The sequence below is a fragment of the Pseudomonadota bacterium genome, assembly GCA_041395565.1.
Taxonomy (GTDB): Bacteria; Pseudomonadota; Gammaproteobacteria; order UBA9214; family UBA9214; genus UBA9214.
The window spans coordinates 579,712-598,106 of sequence record JAWLAI010000002.1 but is presented as its reverse complement, the minus strand read 5'-3'; the positions used below and the strand labels follow the sequence as shown (position 1 = coordinate 598,106).

At 67.5% G+C, this 18,395-nt stretch carries 13 protein-coding genes; 7 read left to right on the top strand and 6 right to left on the bottom strand.

Annotated features, from left to right (window positions below):
• Nucleotides 1-11: 11 nt before the first annotated feature.
• The 5 genes from R3F42_02920 to R3F42_02900 all read right to left on the bottom strand — a co-directional run bounded on the left by R3F42_02920 (nt 12) and on the right by R3F42_02900 (nt 6,355).
• On the bottom strand, nt 12-614 hold the full coding sequence (locus R3F42_02920; protein ID MEZ5540976.1) for a universal stress protein: 603 nt from the start codon (nt 612-614) through the stop codon (nt 12-14).
• 127 nt (nt 615-741) lie between these two features.
• Entirely contained in the window at nt 742-2,286 is a 1,545-nt protein-coding gene (gene pap / locus R3F42_02915; GenBank protein ID MEZ5540975.1) for a polyphosphate:AMP phosphotransferase, read from the bottom strand.
• Between the two features lie 103 nt (nt 2,287-2,389).
• Complete coding sequence (locus R3F42_02910; GenBank protein ID MEZ5540974.1) at nt 2,390-3,058, bottom strand: SOS response-associated peptidase; 669 nt, start codon at nt 3,056-3,058, stop codon at nt 2,390-2,392.
• Between the two features lie 49 nt (nt 3,059-3,107).
• On the bottom strand, nt 3,108-3,920 hold the full coding sequence (locus R3F42_02905) for a hypothetical protein (GenBank protein ID MEZ5540973.1): 813 nt from the start codon (nt 3,918-3,920) through the stop codon (nt 3,108-3,110).
• Nucleotides 3,917-6,355 carry an ATP-binding protein gene (locus R3F42_02900; protein ID MEZ5540972.1) on the bottom strand — a complete coding sequence of 813 codons (2,439 nt, stop codon included), beginning with the start codon at nt 6,353-6,355 and terminating at the stop codon, nt 3,917-3,919. Before R3F42_02900 ends, R3F42_02905 begins: the two co-directional genes overlap by 4 nt.
• 452 nt (nt 6,356-6,807) lie before the next feature.
• Between R3F42_02900 and R3F42_02895 the strand changes: the two genes are divergently transcribed.
• From R3F42_02895 to R3F42_02885, 3 genes are all read left to right on the top strand, one after another.
• Entirely contained in the window at nt 6,808-8,643 is a 1,836-nt protein-coding gene (locus tag R3F42_02895) for an adenosylcobalamin-dependent ribonucleoside-diphosphate reductase (GenBank protein MEZ5540971.1), read from the top strand.
• A 128-nt stretch (nt 8,644-8,771) separates the two neighbouring features.
• Nucleotides 8,772-9,131: a hypothetical protein gene (locus R3F42_02890; protein ID MEZ5540970.1), complete on the top strand. Its 360-nt coding sequence runs from the start codon at nt 8,772-8,774 to the stop codon at nt 9,129-9,131.
• A gap of 46 nt (nt 9,132-9,177) precedes the next feature.
• The gene (locus tag R3F42_02885; GenBank protein MEZ5540969.1) at nt 9,178-10,770 is read left to right on the top strand and encodes an AAA family ATPase; all 1,593 of its coding nucleotides are present in this window, start codon (nt 9,178-9,180) and stop codon (nt 10,768-10,770) included.
• Nucleotides 10,771-10,809: 39 nt separating this feature from the next.
• Here the strand turns inward: R3F42_02885 and R3F42_02880 are convergent, their stop codons facing one another.
• A complete protein-coding gene (locus R3F42_02880) occupies nt 10,810-11,319 on the bottom strand; it encodes a hypothetical protein (GenBank protein MEZ5540968.1) in 510 nt (169 codons plus the stop codon).
• 474 nt (nt 11,320-11,793) lie between these two features.
• Here R3F42_02880 and R3F42_02875 point away from each other — a divergent pair, with 474 nt between their 5' ends.
• From R3F42_02875 to R3F42_02860, 4 genes are all read left to right on the top strand, one after another.
• Nucleotides 11,794-13,506: a VWA domain-containing protein gene (locus R3F42_02875; protein MEZ5540967.1), complete on the top strand. Its 1,713-nt coding sequence runs from the start codon at nt 11,794-11,796 to the stop codon at nt 13,504-13,506.
• Nucleotides 13,507-13,542: 36 nt separating this feature from the next.
• Nucleotides 13,543-14,124 carry a sigma-70 family RNA polymerase sigma factor gene (locus tag R3F42_02870; protein MEZ5540966.1) on the top strand — a complete coding sequence of 194 codons (582 nt, stop codon included), beginning with the start codon at nt 13,543-13,545 and terminating at the stop codon, nt 14,122-14,124.
• Nucleotides 14,125-14,129: 5 nt separating this feature from the next.
• On the top strand, nt 14,130-15,176 hold the full coding sequence (locus tag R3F42_02865; GenBank protein ID MEZ5540965.1) for an SPOR domain-containing protein: 1,047 nt from the start codon (nt 14,130-14,132) through the stop codon (nt 15,174-15,176).
• A gap of 307 nt (nt 15,177-15,483) precedes the next feature.
• Nucleotides 15,484-18,138, top strand: coding sequence for a Calx-beta domain-containing protein (locus R3F42_02860; GenBank protein MEZ5540964.1), 2,655 nt, complete (start codon nt 15,484-15,486; stop codon nt 18,136-18,138).
• Nucleotides 18,139-18,395: the final 257 nt, after the last annotated feature.

Sequence of the window (18,395 nt, the reverse complement as noted above, 5' to 3'; positions counted from 1 at the left end):
CCGGCCGGTGCTCAGGCAGCCGTGTGCTCGCTGTCTGAGCGCTTGCTGCGGAACGGCCACCACATGGTCTGGTAGGTCTGTGCTCCTGCAGTGTCCGATTCGCCTTGTTCCGGCAGTGCCTTGACGATCGTGACCGGCACGCGGCAGTGCTGCATGACCTCGGTCGAGACGGAGCCCGCCGCCATGCGCGCCAGTCCGGTGCGGGCGTGGGTACCCATGACGATCAATCCGGCCTGCTCGCGCTCCGCGATCTCCTGGATCCGCGCGGCGGGCAGGCCGCTGACCAGCAGCAGGCGCGGCTCGAGCGGGCCGCTGGCATCCCGGCAGTCTCCGCACACGTCGTCGACGAACTCCTGCAGCATGTCGCGGGCGATGTCCTCGACCGGTCGCAGCGTGCCCGGCGTGCCGTTGCGGCGATAGAAACCGGCTTCGCTGCCGGCCTCGTGGACCACGTGCAGCACCAGCAGCGGCGCATTGATGCAGCGCATGAAATTCGCCGCGAATTGCAGGGCGGCGCGCGAACAGGATGAGAAGTCCACCGGTACCAGTACCGGTGCTGTCGATGCTGCGGTGTGCTGCGAGCTGCCGGCCTGGGAAGAAGAGGTGCTGTGCATGTCGTTCACTCGGTTGCCGGGACGGCCAGGCAGGGAAGGTGACCTGCCCATGCCACGACGGGATGGTCCTAATCTAGCAGTAATGTGTTACGGAAATGTTACAGAAATGTGACACGGTGGGGTGAGGCTACTTGCTCCGCAGGCGCTGCTCCAGGCGGTCGGCCACCGTTTGTATGGTCTTGATGCGTGCATAGCGCTTGTCGTTGCCTTCGACCAGGGTCCAGGGTGCGTTGATGGTGCTGGTGTGCTGCACCATGTCGTGTACCGCCTGTTCGTACTCGTCCCACCGTTCGCGGTTGCGCCAGTCCTCGTCCGTCAGTTTCCAGCGCTTGTAGGGGATCTGCTCGCGCGCCTGGAATCGCGCGAGCTGTTCGTCCTTGCTGATATGGACCCAGTATTTGACCAGCACGATGCCGTGTTCGATGAGCTGTTCCTCGAAGTCGTTGATTTCCGCGTAGGCGCGGCGCCAGGCGGTCTCGTCGGCATAGCCTTCCACGCGCTCGACCAGCACGCGGCCGTACCAGCTGCGGTCATAGATGGTCAGCCGTCCCGCGCGCGACAGGTGCCGCCAGAAGCGCCACAGATAATGATGGGCGCGCTCCTCGTCGGTCGGCGCGGCGAACGGCAGCACCTGGTAGTTACGGGCATCCAGCGGTCCCGTGATACGGCGGATGTTGCCACCCTTGCCGGCGGCATCGGGACCCTCGAACACGAGGATGGTGGAGACCCGCTGCTCCAGTGCCGCACGGCAGAGCTTGCTGAGCCGTGCCTGCTGCTCGCGCAGCTGGCGCTGGTAGTCCTTCTTGGACAGCTGATTCGACATGTCCAGCTTGCTGAGAACCGTCGGACCCGCTATTGCAGCCGGTGCGGCTTGCGGCTCATCCGCCGCCGCCGCGGCCGCGGGCGTGTCTTGCGGCGGGACCGGTTTGATGCGGTGGCGGGCCTCGCTTTCCCAGCGCTGGTCATCGAGCCGCTTGCGCACGGCGTCGCGGATCAGCGTGCCTACCGTCAGGCTGCGGTAGTGGAAATCCTCGCCCTCGACGATGGTCCAGGGCGCGCGTCCGGTGCTGGTGCGCATGATGGTCCGTTCCGCGGTCTCGATGAAGCGCTCGTACATGTTCCAGTGCTTCCAGTCCCGCTCGGTCACGCGCCAGCGCGTCAGCGGATCCTTCTCGAGATTCTTCAGGCGCCGCTTCTGTGCGGGTTTGCTGAGATGCATCCAGAACTTCAGCAGCACGGCGCCGTCTTCCGTTAGCGCGTTCTCGAAGGCGACGATACGGTCCAGGCTGTCCACGAACTGCGGCAGGTCGAGTTTGCCGTACACGCGATCCAGCACCGGCCGCGAATACCAGGAACTGAGGAACAGGCCAAGCTGGCCCTTCGGCGGCAGGTCGCGCCAGAAGCGCCAGTATTCCGGGCGGTCGCGCTCTTCCTCAGTGGGTTCGTTGTAGGCGCGGGTGACGATCCAGCGTGGATCCATCCACTCGTTGAGCAGGTTGACGGTCTGGCCCTTGCCGCCGCCGTCCACGCCGGCGAATACCACGATCACCGGGAATGCCGCGGTCTTGCGCAATTCCTGCTGCAGCTCCAGCAGTTCCTGGCGCAGCACCGGCTCACGCTGCTTGAATTCGTCCTTGGTTACGCTGGAACCGACCTCGGCTGCCTCGAACATCCGCCATCCCCCCGCGCGTCGATTGCCGGCACGGTCTGCCCCCGGCTGCCGGCCGCTGTTGTGTGTATTTACTTATATCACACGTGGCGCGCGGGTGCTGGCATCAGCCGGCCGCTACCGGCGCCGTGCACTCGGGGGCGTCGTGGCGCGGATTGTTGACCAGCCGGCTGACCGGCCAGGCCGCCATGGGCGAGGACGTCCAGGGGGCGAGCATGGCCAGCAGCCGATCACGGTCCGCGTTGTCGGGATCGAGCCAGTCAGCGTACTGCGCCGGTGCGAGGATGGCCGGCATGCGGTCGTGGATCGGCGCCATCACCGGGTTGGCCGCGGTCACGATCAGGGCGCAGGATTCCAGTGCTGCGTCACCCTGCTGCCAGCGCTCCCACACCCCGGCAAAGGCGAACAGGCCGCCGTCCTGCATGTGTATGTAATGCGGGACCTTGCTGCCGTCCCGCTGCTGCCACTCGTAGAAGCCGGTGGCCGGGATCAGGCAGCGGCGCTGCCGGAAGGCGGCCCGGTAGGCCGGTTTGTCGGCCACCGTCTCGGCGCGGGCGTTGATGGTGCTGTATTTCGTGCGCGGCTCCTTCGACCAGGCCGGCACCAGTCCCCAGCGCAGCAGCACGCATTCGCGGCCGGCCGCACCCGCGCGGATGACGGCGATATCCTGGGATGGCGCGATGTTGTAACGCGGCGCCAGCGTCGGTACCCGCGGCACGCCGAAGTGGCTGGCCAGGGTGTCCGGCAGGGTGGCGAGCGAGAAGCGGCCACACATGCGTTCAACCGCCGCCGGGAGAATCGTGCCGTCGGTGCGGGCGCACGGCTCAGCGCACCAGCAGCACCGGGCGGTCGAATACGTCCTGGAGACGTTCCAGTCCACCCAGCCGCAGCAGTTCGTGCCCGGCCTCGGCGATCAGCAGGCCGCTGCCGGCAGCCTGCGCGGCGTCGATCAGTCGCTGGATGTCGCTGCCGCCCAGGTGCACGAGGCGGGCCGGTTGTTGCAGGGATTCGAGCAGGCTGCGGATCCCTTGCTCGAGCTGCAGCAACCCCGCCGCGTCGAGTGCCGGCAGAAACACCGCGAGCGCGGTATCGAGCGCGGACGCCAGGCGCGCGGCCGTGGCGACGGCCCGGAGTGCCGGTTCCGTCTGGCCGGCCAGTACGCCGATCACCCGGAAATCCCCGGCAGGTGCCGCGCGACGTTGCCCGGCGCGCGCCCACAGGCGGCAGGATGCCAGGGCGCTGAGGCGGCCGGGACTGAGAATGTCGGCGCTGAAGGCCTGGATCAGCACGTCCGCAGCGGTGCGGCCACGCCACACCTGGAAGGTCCAGGGGACATCCGCCTTGCGAGCTTCCTGTTCCAGCAGGGTACGGGCCTGGCGCGCCAGCGCGCGCAGCTGGCGTTCCATGCGCCGGCTGTCCATGGCGGTCTCCGCCAGCGACCATGGACTCAGCTCGCGCAGGAAGGAGAGGCCGGCCAGCTGGATGAGGTCGATGTCCTCGATGAACACGCCCTCAAGCTCGGCGCCGAGCGAACCGGCCAGGCGCGCCGCGGTTGCCAGCGCGGTGCGGCCGCACAATGCCGGACTCAGCGGCACCACGATGCGGCGTGTCTCCGGTCGGACGGCGGGGATGGTCATGGTGGCGTAGCTTCCTGCGCCGCGTCGGCGCTCCTGGCGGCGAAGGCCCGCAGTTTTTCCGCGAAACCGGCCAGCGTGTCTTCCACGCGGCGGTTGATGCTGCCCTCGGGGAACTGCCCCGCGGCATCGCGAACGCCCGCGGGGATGCCGGTGAGCAGTTCGATGCCGTCGTCGACCGTGTCCACGGCGTAGACGGCGAACTTGCCGTCCGCGACCGCCGCACGCACGTCCTCGCGCAGCATCAGGTGTTTCACGTTGGCGGCGGGGATGATGACGCCTTGCTCGCCGCTCAGTCCGCGAAGCCGGCAGACGTCGAAAAACCCCTCGATCTTTTCGTTGACGCCGCCGATCGGCTGGATCAGGCCATGTTGGTTGACCGAGCCGGTGACGGCCAGCGACTGCTTGACCGGTGCCGCCGCGAGCGCGGAGAGCAGGGCGTAGTATTCGGCGGAGGAGGCGCTGTCGCCCTCGACCTCGCTGTAGGACTGTTCGAACACCAGGCTGGCGGAAACGGCCAGCGGGCTGTCGGGCAGGTAGCGCGCGCCCAGCAGCGCCGTGAGGATGAAAACGCCCTTGGAGTGGATCGGACCGCCGAGTTCCACCTCGCGCTCGATATCCACCACTTCCTTGTCACCGATGCGTACCCGTGCCGTGATGCGCGTGGGCCGGCCGAACATGAAGTTGCCGAGGTCGATGACCGACAGGCCGTTCACCTGGCCGGTCTGAGCGCCCGCGGTATCGATGAACAGCGTGCCGCGTTGTATTTCCTCGTTGATATGTTCGCGGATGCGGTCGACCCGATAGATGCCGGCCGTGATGGCCTGCTGCACGTCGTCGGCACCGACCGTGTCGCTGCCGCGCTGCACCGCCCAGTAATCCGCCTCGCGCAGCAGGTCGGCGAGGCTGCGGGTATGGGTGACGAGCTTCTCGCCGTCGCCCAGCAGCCGGCTGCCGTGTTCGATCACGCGCGCGACCGCGGCGCGGTCGAGGGCGTGCAGGCCCTCCTGGCGCGCGAGGGTGGCGACCAGCCGGGCGTAGGCCTGCTGGGAATCCGGGGTGCGTGCCATGCGGAAGTCGAAGTCCGCGGCGACCTTGAACAGTTCGCTGAACTCCGGATCGTACAGCGACAGCAGGTAGTAGAGGTGCGGCTCGCCCACCAGGATCACCTTTACCTCGAGCGGGATCGGCTCGGGTTCCAGCGACACGGTGCTGACCAGGCTCATGAGCTGGGCCAGTGACTCGATGCGGATCTCGGCCGATTGCAGCGCGCGCTTCAGCGCCTCCCAGGCGTAGGGCTGGGTCAGCACCTTGAGCGCGTCCAGGATCAGGTAGCCGCCGTTGGCACGGTGCAGGGCGCCGGCACGGATCATCGTGAAATCGGTGACCAGGGCGCCCAGTTCCGAGCGATGCTCGACGCGGCCGAGGAGGTTGTTGTAACCCGGGTTGTCCTCGTAGATGACCGGCGCCCCGCTGTTGTCCTCGCGGATCACGAAGTCATTGACGCGATAGCGGTTGTCCGCCTGTTCGCCGTCGCCGTGCTGGCCGAGTTCCAGCCCGAACAGGGACAGTCCCGGGCGTTCGCCTTCCTCGCGCAGGAAGTGACGGAAATTCTCGATCACATCCTTTTCGACCTCGTCGAAGTAGCCGATGACCTCCGGCAGTTCCGCGTAGGCCCCGCGCAGCGCGTCGATCAGATGGGAGATCGCGCTGGTCGCCATCTCGCGGTTCAGCGTGTTCATGCGATCGCGCATTTCCTTGTGCAGTCTGGGCGAGTCCTGCAGCATCCGGCGCAGCTGTTCGTGCAGTACCTCGGTGTCCGCAATGATCTGCTTGCGCTCCTGCTCGGGGAGCTTGTCGAAATCCTCCTGGCTGAGCGTGTTGCCGTCCCGTACCGGTGCCAGGGTGAATCCGGAGGGGGTGCGGATCAGCGCGATGTGCCGCCGCTCCGCTTCCTCCTGCACCACCTGCATGGCCTGTTCCTTGCGCTCGTTGAACTCCTCCTCGATCTCCTGCGCGCGTGCGTGGAATTCGTCGCTCTCGAAGATGGCAGGGATGGTCGCGTGCAGATCCTCGATGAGCTGGTTCATGTCGCGCTTGAGCCTGCCGCCCCGCGTCGGTGGCAGGCGCAGGCGGCAGGGCTTGTGCGGATCACGGAAATTGTTGACGTAGCACCAGTCCGATGGCAGCGGCTCGGTGGCCGCGCGCGCCTGGGCGTAGCGCTGCACCAGGGCGTGTTTGCCGGTGCCGGTCGGGCCGAGAGCGAACAGGTTGTAGCCCTTGTGCCGGATGCCCATGCCGAAGCGCACGGCATCGACGGCGCGCGGCTGGCCGATGACCTCGGCCAGGTCTTCCAGTTCGGCGGTGGTCCGGAAACTGAACTGCTCCGGATCGCAGCGGTGAATCAGCGCATCGGCTTCGAGTCGTCTGACGGTCATGTATCTTTCCGTTGGCGAATGCTGGTGGTACGCAGGAGCCAGCCCGTGCCCGCGGGCGCTGGGTCACCGGGACTTTAGCACGAGTGCTGCCTATTCGGACGGCGGTGGGATTTCCTGCGGTGCGGGGGGCGGGATTTCCGCGGGTGGACCGGGCACCTCGGCCGGGTTGCCGGGCGGGATCTCCGCCGGTGGAGCGGCCGGCGGTAGCTCGGGTGGTACGCCGGGCGGTAATTCCGGATCGCCGTTCGACATCTTGTTGGGACTCCTGCTGCTGTAGGGTGGATTCCATTCTCCCGGCGGATCGGGATGCCGCCTTGATCACGGTCAAGGCGGCCGCCATGCGGCGCGCGGGCGTATGCTGTGATGTGCTGCCATGATACCGCATCGGCGCCTGTCCGTGCCGGTCGCGTCCTCTGCTACACTGGCCGGCAGGCCCGGAGCGTAGGAGCTGCATGCAGACCGAGACCGACTGGTTCAGGACACCCATCGCCCGTCACATCTGGGAGACCCGTTATCGTCTCGTCCCGGACCACGCGGCGGCGGAAGCCTCCATCGAGCAGACCTGGCAGCGTGTGGCGCGTACCCTGGCCGCGATCGAGCACACGCGCACCGCCGACCGGGAGCGGCAGTTTCTCGAACTGCTGCGCGGGTTCCGCTTCCTGCCCGGCGGCCGCATCCTCGCCGGTGCCGGCAGCGGCCAGCGCGTCACCCTGTTCAACTGTTTCGTGATGGGGCACATCCGCGACGACCTGGACGGCATCTTCGACGCGCTGCGGGAAGGGGCGCTCACCATGCAGGCCGGCGGCGGGATCGGCTACGATTTCTCGACCCTGCGGCCGGCCGGCAGTGCGGCCCGCGCCAGCGGCCGTATCGCTTCCGGGCCGGTGGCCTTCATGCGCGTGTGGGATGCCATGTGCGACACGGTGCTGTCCACCGGCGCGCGCCGCGGCGCCATGATGGCCAGCCTGCGCTGCGACCATCCCGACATCGAGGCCTTCATCGATGCCAAGCGCGCCGCGGGCCAGCTCCGGCATTTCAACCTGTCCGTCCAGGTCAGCGACGCCTTCATGCAGGCCGTCGCCGACGCCGCCGACTGGCCGCTGCTGTTCCCGCTGGAACCCGGGGAAGGCGCAGACTGCCACAGCGTGTTGCGCGAATGGCCGGGATACGAAGCGCCGGTGGCGTGCCGGGTCCATGCCAGCCTGCCGGCGCGCGAGCTGTGGGAGCGGCTGATGCGCGCCGCCTACGAAACTGCGGAACCGGGCGTGCTGTTCGTCGACCGGATCAATGCCGGGAACAACCTGGCGTGGCGCGAGACGATTCATACCACCAATCCGTGCGGCGAGATCCCGCTGCCCCCCTACGGCGCCTGCAATCTGGGTTCCCTCAACCTGACCGCCTTCGTGCAAGCGCCGTTCACCGCGGGCGCAGCGCTCGATCTCGACGCGCTCGCCGCCGCTACCCGCGTCGCCACGCGCCTGCTCGACAACGTGATCGACTGCTCCGGTTTCCCGCTGCCGCAGCAGGCCGAACAGGCGCGCGGCAGCCGGCGCCTGGGTCTCGGCATCACCGGGCTGGCGGATGCCCTGATCATGCTGGACCTGCACTATGCCAGTGCCGCGGCCAGGGAGACCGCGGTCGCGGCGCTGCGGACGATCTGTCACACGGCCTACCGCACCTCGATCGCGCTGGCGCGCGAGAAGGGGTCCTTCCCGTACTTCGAACGGGATGCCTATCTCGCCGGGCGCTTCGTCCGGACACTGCCGGACGACATCCGCAGCGGGATCGCGCGTTACGGCATGCGCAACAGTCACCTGACGGCGATAGCGCCGACCGGCACCATCAGTCTGCTTGCCAACAACGTCTCCAGCGGCGTCGAACCCGTATTCGCGCTGCGCTATGACCGCCGGGTGCTGGACCGTGACGGCAGCTACCGGCAGTTCCAGGTCGAGGATCATGCCTGGCAGGTGTACCGCGCTGCCGGCGGCGATACCCGGGCGCTGCCGGCGGCATTCGTCTCGGCGCACGCACTGCCGCCGCAGGCCCACCTGGACATGCAGGCGGCCTTGCAGCCCTATGTCGACAATGCGATCTCCAAGACCATCAACGTGCCGGAAGACTATCCATTCGCTGCGTTCCGCGAGCTCTACGGCGAGGCGTTCCGGCGCGGCCTGAAGGGATGTACCCTGTTTCGGCCGAACCCGGTGCGCGGCGCGGTGCTGGATCTGCAAACACCGGGTACGGCCGCCGACCTGCACTGCTGTTCGATCGAGCGCGAGGGCGGTTGATCGAGCAACGCGCATCGGCGCGCTGTTGATCCGTGTCAAGGTGGCCGTGCCTGGCCGGGTCTTAACATGAAGGCGTGCCGGCCCCCCCGCAGCCGGGCCATGCCGTATCACATCGATCAGGAGCGTACATGAAGCAGCCAATCATCACCCTGGAATTCGGTGCGTGTGCAGAAGGCACGGATTACCAGGAAGAGAGTGTGCCGATCCACAGCCCGGAAGAACTGTTCGCATTCATCGCCCCCGGCGGCGGTTGCGAGCGCATCCCGGACGAGGTCAACGAAATCCAGATGGTGTTCCTGCGACCCGAACACCCGAACCGCGCCAATCCGGCGGCCGATGTCCACGCGACCCTGCAGATCGGCATGGTGTATCTCAGCGGCCCGCTGGCGGAACTCACCCGCACCGCCCAGGAGCTGCTCGACCGCTATGGCCGGGGCGAGCTGTCGGCGGCGTTCCTGCGGGTTGCCGGTCTCGAGCGCGCGGCCTGATGCCGACCGTGTGCGGCTGTCCGGCGCGGCGGCTGTCCCCGACGCCATGACGGCTGCGCCCGCCGGCGCCGCGGCCCTGGTCACGGCCCTGCTGCGGCCGGAGGCCTACGGTCATCCCGCGGCCGCGATCGAACTGATCGAAACCCATATTTCCTGGGTCATCCTGACCGGCGACTACGCCTACAAGATCAAGAAACCCGTCGACCTCGGCTTCCTCGATTTCTCCACGCTCGAATTGCGCCGCCAGTGCTGTCACGAAGAGGTGCGACTGAACCGGCGCCTGGCGCCGGAAATCTATCTCGATGTGGTGCCCGTCACCGGGACAACGGCGCAGCCGCGCGTGGGCGGGGCGGGACCCGCCATCGAGTATGCCGTGCGCATGCGGCAGTTCCCGCAGCAGGCCCAGTTCGACCGCATGCTCGGACGCGGCGAGCTCGGTGCAGCGCAGATCGATGCCGTGGCGCGGCTGATCGCGGAATTCCACCGGCAGGCGGACGTCGCCGGGGCGGACACGGACTACGGCGGCCCTGCGCTCGTGCTGCAGCCGGTCGAGGAAAACTTTCGCCAGGTGCGCGCATGCATCGGGCAGGATGTGCCGGCGCAGGCGCAGGTGGAACTGCTGGCACGCTGGAGCCGGCAGGCGTTCGCACGCCTGCAAGACACCATCGCGGCGCGCAAGGCTGCGGGCTGCGTGCGCGAGTGTCACGGCGACCTGCATCTGCGCAACCTGGCCTGGCTCGATGACCGGCCGCTGGCCTTCGACTGCATCGAGTTCAATCCCGCACTGCGCTGGATCGATGTGATCAGCGAGGTGGCCTTCCTGATCATGGATCTGGAGGATCACGACCAGCCCAGCCTGGCCCGGCGTTTCCTGAACGGCTATCTCGAGCACAGCGGTGACTACGCGGGCGCGCGCGTGCTGCCGTTCTATCTGGCATACCGTGCCATGGTGCGGGCCAAGGTCGAAGCGATCCGGGCCGCGCAACCGGACCTGGCCGCGGCGGATCGGCAGACGGTGCTGGCGGCATTCCACGGCTACCTGGTGCTGGCGCAGGGCTATACCGCCCCGACCCGGCCGGCGCTGCTCGTCACCCGCGGCCTGTCGGCCTCCGGCAAGACCACCCTGACGCAACCCTTGCTGGAGCGGCTCGGTGCGGTGCGCATCCGTTCCGACGTGGAGCGCAAGCGCCTGTTCGGTCTGACGGCGCTGGCCGCTGCGGGGGCGGACGCAGGGCAGGGGATCTACACGGAGGCGGCCGGTCGCAGGACCTACGACCGGCTGGCCGAGCTGGCGGATTCTGTGCTGGCGGCCGGTATGCCGGTGATTGTGGATGCCGCCTGTCTGCGACTGGAACAGGTTGCGCGCTTCCGCGCACTGGCCGCGGCGCGGGGAGTGGCCTGCGCCGTGCTCGAGTTCCATGCGCCAGCCGCGGTGTTGCGCGAACGAATCGTGTCGCGCGAGAGAGGCGCCTCCGATGCGGACCTGGTCATCCTCGAACACCAGTTGTCCCGCTGGGAGCCGTTACCCGAGACCGCGGGTGAGATTTGCCTGCGCATCGACACCTGCCAGCCCTTCGCTGCCGCGGACGTGCAGGCGCGACTGGCGGCGTGCGGTATCACCCTCACATCCCCGATCTAGAACCTATTCCACCATCCCCCGCGGGCGCAGGGGTTCGCATCAGGCATGCAGGAAATCGATATGCCAGCTGACGCCGCCGGCGACCGCCTCCGGGTGATGCCGGTGCACCAGTGATTCCACCCAGGAGACGTGCCGTAGCGGGACATCGATGGTCAGCAGCAGCTCGCCGTGATGGATCGCATCGGCGAACCCGGACAGCTGCACGCTGGGTACGTGTGCCGTGAACAGGACGCCTGCCGCGGAACTGATCAGCATGAGCGCGGCGGGCAGCAGCAGCCAGGACCAGTGCAGCTGTAGCAGGAACATGGCTATGCCCGCGAGCAGGGCAAGCAGGAAGACCAGCAGATTGCCGTCCCACAGGATCGTTTCCAGCCGGCCGGCGCTGTCGCCGAGACGCGGGTAGACGGTGACGGGCAGATGACGGGTGTCGAGGCCCGGCTTCGCGACCACGTGCAGGGCATCGCGACGGATGCCGCTGGCGAGCAGTTCCTTGATTACCGCATGGGTGTGCGCGATATCCGGCAGCAGGAAGAACAGTCGTCTTTTCATGGTGCACTCCCGACCGGCGCACAGGTCCGGTCAATGCATGATGGTTCGGGTTTCCTCGCCCCGGGCGGGCAGTCCGGCAAGGTGCCGGGACGGACTTGCGCAGCGCAACGAACCTTGCGCTGAGCGTCCGCCCGGCCGGCGCCGGCGGCAACGGGCCAAACCGTGCGCGAGCAGCAAGCGGATTCGCGCGGGCGGGGCAGCGGCGTGCCGGCACAGGGTTTGCCGTGGCGGACGGGTTGGTACGGTCATGCGATTCTGCAGCGCCTTCCACTGGCTCTGAGTCCCGGGAAGGCCTGCCTCCGGGTCTGAGGTCTAGCCATAACACTAGGCCATGCCCCCATGTTGTCAAGCCGGCGCCGCCATCCGGTGCCGGGTGGCGGCCGCAGGCGGGATGAAAAATTTTCGTCACGCCTAACCCCGTTCGCGCCCGCGCGACGTTTACAGGTAGACCAGCCACTCACCAAGGAGCGTGTCATGACCTGGAGCAAACCCAATCTCGCGTTGTTTACCGCACTCGCTGTCGTACTGGCCGCCGCCTGCAGCGTCGAAACCGCCGACCGCGTCACCGTACCCCCGCCACCCGCGGCGACAGCGCAGGCGCAGCCAGAGGCGATTACTGCCGTGCAGCCGCAGGCGGCGGAAGCCACGGCCCCCGACAGCGCTGCCGGGCGGCTGGCGCCGGCGCCGGAGGCACGGGCCGACCTCGCCGCCGCATTGAAGCAGTCCGCTGCCTATGCGCAGCCCGCTGCGGATTACCGCCAGGCGCTGGAACCGCTGCAGCGCGAGACCTACGCGCACTTCAACGACAACCCCCTGAGACGCGTCACCGAGCAGCCCTTCTCGACCTTCAGCATCGATGTCGATACCGGGTCCTACAGCAACATGCGCCGCATGCTCAATGCCGGCAGCCGGCCACTGCGCGATGCGATCCGCACCGAGGAGCTGATCAATTACTTCAGCTACGATTACCCGCGACCCGTTCGGCGCAGTACGCCGTTCTCGATCACCACCGAGGTCGGACCCACGCCGTGGAATCCCGCAACCCGCTTGTTGCACATCGGCATCCAGGGTTACGACGTGCCCCGGCAGGAACTGCCGCCGGCCAACCTGGTGTTCCTGGTCGATGTGTCGGGTTCCATGCAGTCTCCCGACAAGCTGGAGCTGCTGAAGTCGGGGCTGAAGCTGCTCGCCCGGCAGCTCGACCAGGATGACAGGGTGTCGCTCGTGGTGTACGCCGGTGCCTCCGGCGTCGTGCTGGAACCGACGCCGGGCGACCGGACCGCGACGATCACGGCAGCGCTCGACGCGCTTACCGCCGGCGGTTCCACGAACGGGGCCGCCGGCATCCGGCTCGCGTATGCCGTCGCGCGCCAGGCCTATATCAAGGACGGCATCAATCGCGTGATCCTGGCCACGGATGGGGATTTCAATGTCGGTACCGTCAATTTCGAGGCGTTGCAACAGCTGGTCGAGGAACAGCGCGCCAGTGGTATCGGACTGACCACGCTCGGCTTCGGCAGCGGCAACTACAATGACCGCCTGATGGAACAGCTGGCCGATGCCGGCAATGGCAATTATGCCTATATCGACACCCTGAGCGAGGCCAACAAATCACTGGTGGACGAGTTGTCGTCGACGCTGTTCACCATTGCGAAGGATGTCAAGATCCAGGTCGAATTCAATCCCGCGACAGTCGCGGAATACCGCCTGATCGGCTACGAGAACCGGATGCTGGCGCGAGCCGACTTCGAGAATGACCGCGTCGATGCCGGCGAGATCGGCGCCGGGCACGCGGTGACCGCCGTCTATGAGCTGGCACTGACCGGCAGCAAGGGCGAGCGCCTGGGCGGCGGTCGCTACCAGCCGGCGGCTGCCGGTGGGGCTGTGCACAGCGACGAACTGGCCATGGTACGGGTGCGTTACAAACTGCCGCAGGGTGACACCAGCACACTGGTCGAGGCAGCGGTGCTGGCATCCGCCACGATCGGCGATATCGCCCGCACCAGTGACCGTTACCGCTTCGCCGCTGCGGTGGCCGGCTTCGGCCAGTTGCTGCGCGACGGCAAATACACCGGGGCCTTCGATTACGACGATGTGCTGGCGCTGGCGCGCGCCGCCCGCGGGGATGATCCGTTCGGTTATCGCGGCGAATTCCTGCAACTGGTGAACCTGGCGGCATCGCTGTAAGCTTGCACGGCGTGGCGCGATGACGGGGAGACATGCATGAGGGGTGACAGACCGGTAGCGGGCAGCGACGAGGATCTCATGCTGCGCTATGGTCGAGGTGACCTCGAGGCCTTCCACAGTCTCTACAACCGGCATCGCGCCGGCCTGTACCGCTACTTCCTGCGCCAGACCGGGCGGGGCATGGCGGAGGAACTGTTCCAGGATGTCTGGGCGCGCGTGATCCAGGCACGCCGCCGTTACCGGCCGCATGCCGCCTTTCGCACCTGGCTCTACACCCTGGCGCGCAACCGCCTCGTCGACTACTGGCGCGCCCAGGGACGGGCGCCGGACATGGATGCGCTGTCCGAACCTGACGCGCTGCCGGATGCGCGGCAGCCGGCGCCCGGTCCGCTGCAGCTGGCGGATCTGCGCGACTGCATCGAGCACCTGCTGGCACAGGTGGCGGCACTGCCGGATGCACAGCGCGAAACCTTCCTGCTGCGCCACGAGGCCGGTCTGTCGCTGGCGCAGATCGCCGAGGCGATGAAGACCGGCACCGAGACGGCCCGCAGCCGGCTGCGTTATGCCATGGACCGCCTGCGCCTGTTGCTGCCCGAGGAATGCCTGGAAGAGGTTTGATCGCGATGGACGAACAGGACGACAGTATCGCCCAGCTGTACCGGCGCTCCTCGCGCGAGGAACCGCCGGCGCAGCTCGATCTCGCCGTGCTGGAACTCGCGCGCCGTGCGCTGCGGCGGCGGGCGTGGTCGCCGTTCGGCGGCAACTGGCTGGCCACCGGTGGCGTCGCCGCCGTGGCGCTGCTCAGCGTGGTGTTGGTGGTACTGATGCAGGAACAGGCCGATATCAGCGCCCCGCCGCAGGCGCCGGCCGAGCGCGAAGTCCCGCAGGCGCCGGCATCCGCCGGCACGACAACTGCGCACGAGGCCGGGCGCATCAGGCTGCCCCTGCCACCGGCCTCGGCACGGCGCGAGGCGGCCGATGCCGAGCCGCTGCCGGATGCTGCGCCGAAGGCGGATGCAGCGGCCGCTGGTAGCACTGCGGCCGTGCCGGGGCGACCGGCGGCGCAGGCGTCAGCACCGCCTGGGGCTGCCGGGCCGCCGCGGCCGCGTTTCGACTTTTACCGGACCTTGCCGGAAATGCAGGTGGAGGTGCCCGAACGTGCGCCGCCAGCGACGGCGCGGCCGGTGCCGCCAGCGGCGCCGGTCACGTCCGCTCCCGCTGCCGCTGCACCAGCATCGGAACCGTCCGCTGCAACGGTGCCGGCCGTCGCGGCGGATGCCGCGCGGCAGCCCGTGTCCGCCCCGGCCGCCGCGCCGCAGCGGCAGGAAGCGGGCGCAGCACCGGTCGCGCCGGCACCGGCAGCCGCGTCCGCCGGGCAGATGGCGGATAAGGCCACCGGCAGGACGCTACCGCCGGCCGCACCGACCACCGGTTACTATCTGCAGGTGGGGGCCTTCCGTGCCGCCGATTATGCGGGGCGCTTCAAGGCCCGGCTCGAGGCCCTGCAGCTGCCGGCCGGTGTCGAGGCCATCCGGCTGGCCAACGGGGAAACCTGGCACCGTGTCCGGGTGGGACCGTACCAGGACATGACAGCCGTGGAAGGCGTGCGCGCGCGTCTCAAGGCCGCGGGCATCGACAGCATGCTGGTGCGTGTCGACGAGAACGACTAGCGGGCTTGACCGGGGCGGCCTGTGCCGTGGAATGCACGCGCGATGCGGCTGCGGTCGTGACGCGGCCACAGGCCACCCTTGCGCAGGCCGGAATCGCCTCCATGGTGGTAATCAGCAGGCAACTATCAGCTCAACCTGTCGATCTGTCAGGTTGCGGTGATCTCCTGCCTGTGCGATCTTAGCAATGCAGTAACAGAGAATAAAAAACAGGATTGGTGATCGACCACGTAGTCCGGCTGGCAGGGCGCTTGCATTTTCCGGTGGTATTGGCGGCCGGTCGCAATCCCTATGGATCGCGATGCGGCGCTTGTCTCTTTATAACCTAGTCTTTGCCCTGGCCTGTGTCTGGAGTGGCACTCTGCACGCCGCGGCGGTCATCGACCCGCAGTTACAGGCCGTGCTCGCTGCGGGCCAGTCGGAAACCACTTATCCGATCATCGTGACCCTGGCGGACCGGGTCGATCTCAGCCAGTTCCGCGAGCGCGATCGCGGCCTGCGCCGTAACCGGCTCGTCACCGCGCTCAAGCAGCAGGCACGTTCAGACCAGGCGCTGCTGGAGTCGCAGGTCAGGTCGCAGGGGGCTGGCGCTGTCAGGCGGTTGTGGCTGATCAACGGCCTTGCCATGACGCTGCCTGCACGCGCCATCCGTCAGCTGGAACGGTTCCCCGGTATTGCGCGGATCAGCCTGGACGAGCGGATCAGCCTGCAGACGGCTGCCGCCGCCGTGCCGGAACTGGCGATCAACGACGTCAGTGTGACCGAGGCCGCGGGTAGCGCCGTGTTCACGGTGACGCTGTCAGCACCCACCGGTGCCGTCGTGACGGTCGACTACGCCACCGCCAACGGCACCGCGTTCAGCATCCAGGATTACACGGCAGGCAGCGGTGTGCTTACCTTCCAGCCCGGCGAAACGAGCCGGGCCATCGTCGTGCCGATCGTTAACGACGGCGCGATCGAGAACGACGAGACCTTCAGCGTGGTGCTTGCCAATCCGGTCAACGCGACACTGTTGGACGGCACGGGTACCGCCACCATCATCGATGACGATTTCCCGCGGCTCAGCGTGGCGGATATCAGCGTCGATGAAGGGGCAGGCAGCATGGCGGTCACTGTGACGCGCAGTGGTTCCACCGCGCCGATCGTGCTCGTGAGCTACGCCACTCAGGATGGCACGGCCGTGGCGGGCAGCGACTACACGGCCGTCGCGGGACAGTTGACCTTCCTGGCCGGCGCCGTGGTGCAGACCGTAAACGTCCCGATCGCCGAGGATACACTGGCCGAAGGCGACGAGACCTTTACCTTCGCCTTGAGCAGTCCCTTCGGCGCCGTCCTGGCGCAGGGTTCGGCGCTGGCCACGATCCTGGATAACGACACGCCGGTGCTGTCGATCAGCGATGCGAACGTGACCGAACCGGCCGGCAGTGCCGTGTTCTTGGTGACCCGCAGCGGAGATATCGATGCCGTCGCCAGTGTCGACTATGCCAGTCAGGACGGTAGTGCACTCGCTGCAAGCGATTACGTGGCGGTGAGTGGTCAACTGGTCTTCGCCGCCGGCACGACCAGTCTGCCGATCGCGGTGCCGATCATCGACGACGGCGTTGTGGAAGCGGATGAATCGTTCAGCGTGATCCTGGGCACCCCGGTCAACGCGGTCCTGGCTGACGCTGAGGGTACCGGTACCATCCTGGGCGATGCGCCGCCGACCGGGCCGCCGTTATGGAATCTGGTGGACATCCATGTGCCGGAGGTCTGGGCCGGCGGTTTCCTCGGTCAGGGCGTGATCGTCGCCAGCCTGGATACGGGTGTCGACGCCGGCCATCCCGACCTGGCGCCGCGTTGGCGCGGTGGCAGCAACAGCTGGTTCGATCCGCATGGCCAGCACCCCCTGGTACCGTTCGATGCCGTAGGGCACGGGACGCGCACCCTGGGCCTGCTGCTGGGCGGCGATGCCAGTGGCAACACCATCGGCGTGGCGCCGGGCGCCCGCTGGATCGCGGCCAAGATCTTCGATGACAACGGCGACGCCCTGCTCAGCGATGTCCATGCCGGCCTGCAGTGGCTGCTCGACCCCGACGGTGACCCGTTGACTGACGATGCGCCGGACGTGGTCAACAACTCCTGGGGGCTGCAGAATCTGGTGGACGTCTGTTCGCCCGAATTCCAGGTAGATATCCAGACGCTGCGGGCGGCCGGGATCGCCGTGGTCTTTTCGTCCGGCAATACCGGTCCGGCTCCGGCCACCAGCATCAGCCCGGCGAACAATCCCGGAGGCTACGCGGTCGGTTCAGTCAATGCCAACCGGGAGATCTCCGGCTTCAGCGGTCGGGGTCCCGCCACCTGCGATGCGACGATATATCCGGAACTGGTCGCGCCGGGGGAGGCGCTGTTCACCGCCAATCCGGTCGCCGGCGGCCAGCCTTGGATTGCACCGGTGTCCGGCACCTCGTTCGCGGCGCCGCACGTAACCGGCGCCATGGCCGTGCTGCTCAGCGCCTTTCCCGACACCGCCGTGGACGATCTGGAGACAGCGCTGCTGCAGAGTGCCGTGGACCTCGGTGTCGGCGGCCCGGATGCGGATTACGGCTACGGCCTGCTCGACGTGCAGGCGGCCTATGCCTGGCTGGCGACGGACAGCGATGGTGACGGGGTGCGTGATGTGCAGGACAATTGCAGCGCCGTTGCCAACGGGCCCCTGTTGCCCGATGCGGGCGGTAACAGTCAGCGCGATAGCGATGGCGACGGGTTCGGTAACGTCTGCGATGCCGACCTGAACAACAGCGGTACGGTCGATCTGCTCGATTTCATCGCCTTCCGCAGCGTGTACGGGCAGTCAGCGCCGGGTACCGGCAGCCTGGCCGATCATGCGGATTTCAACGGTGACGCGGGTGTCAGCCTGCTCGATTTCATCATCCTCCGCAACGCCTATGGCAACCCGCCCGGCCCGGCGGGCACGGTTCAGTGAGTTGCGGGATCCACGCCCCGTGCCCTGGCGGGCGATTGCAGCGGTATCCTGCCTGCGATGGTGGGATTGACCCAGGCTCTTGAGGTGCTGGTGCAGTGCCTGCACGGGTGGGGTTTGGAAATGTCCCACCTACTGCCGGTAAGCTGACGAAAGTGTCAGATTTTCCGAACATTCTTACAATTCTTGTCTGAATCTTCCAACTCGCTGAATTGTTGGTATTTTGTTTAGAGTAGCGTTGTGCGGCGTCAGAGGTGCCG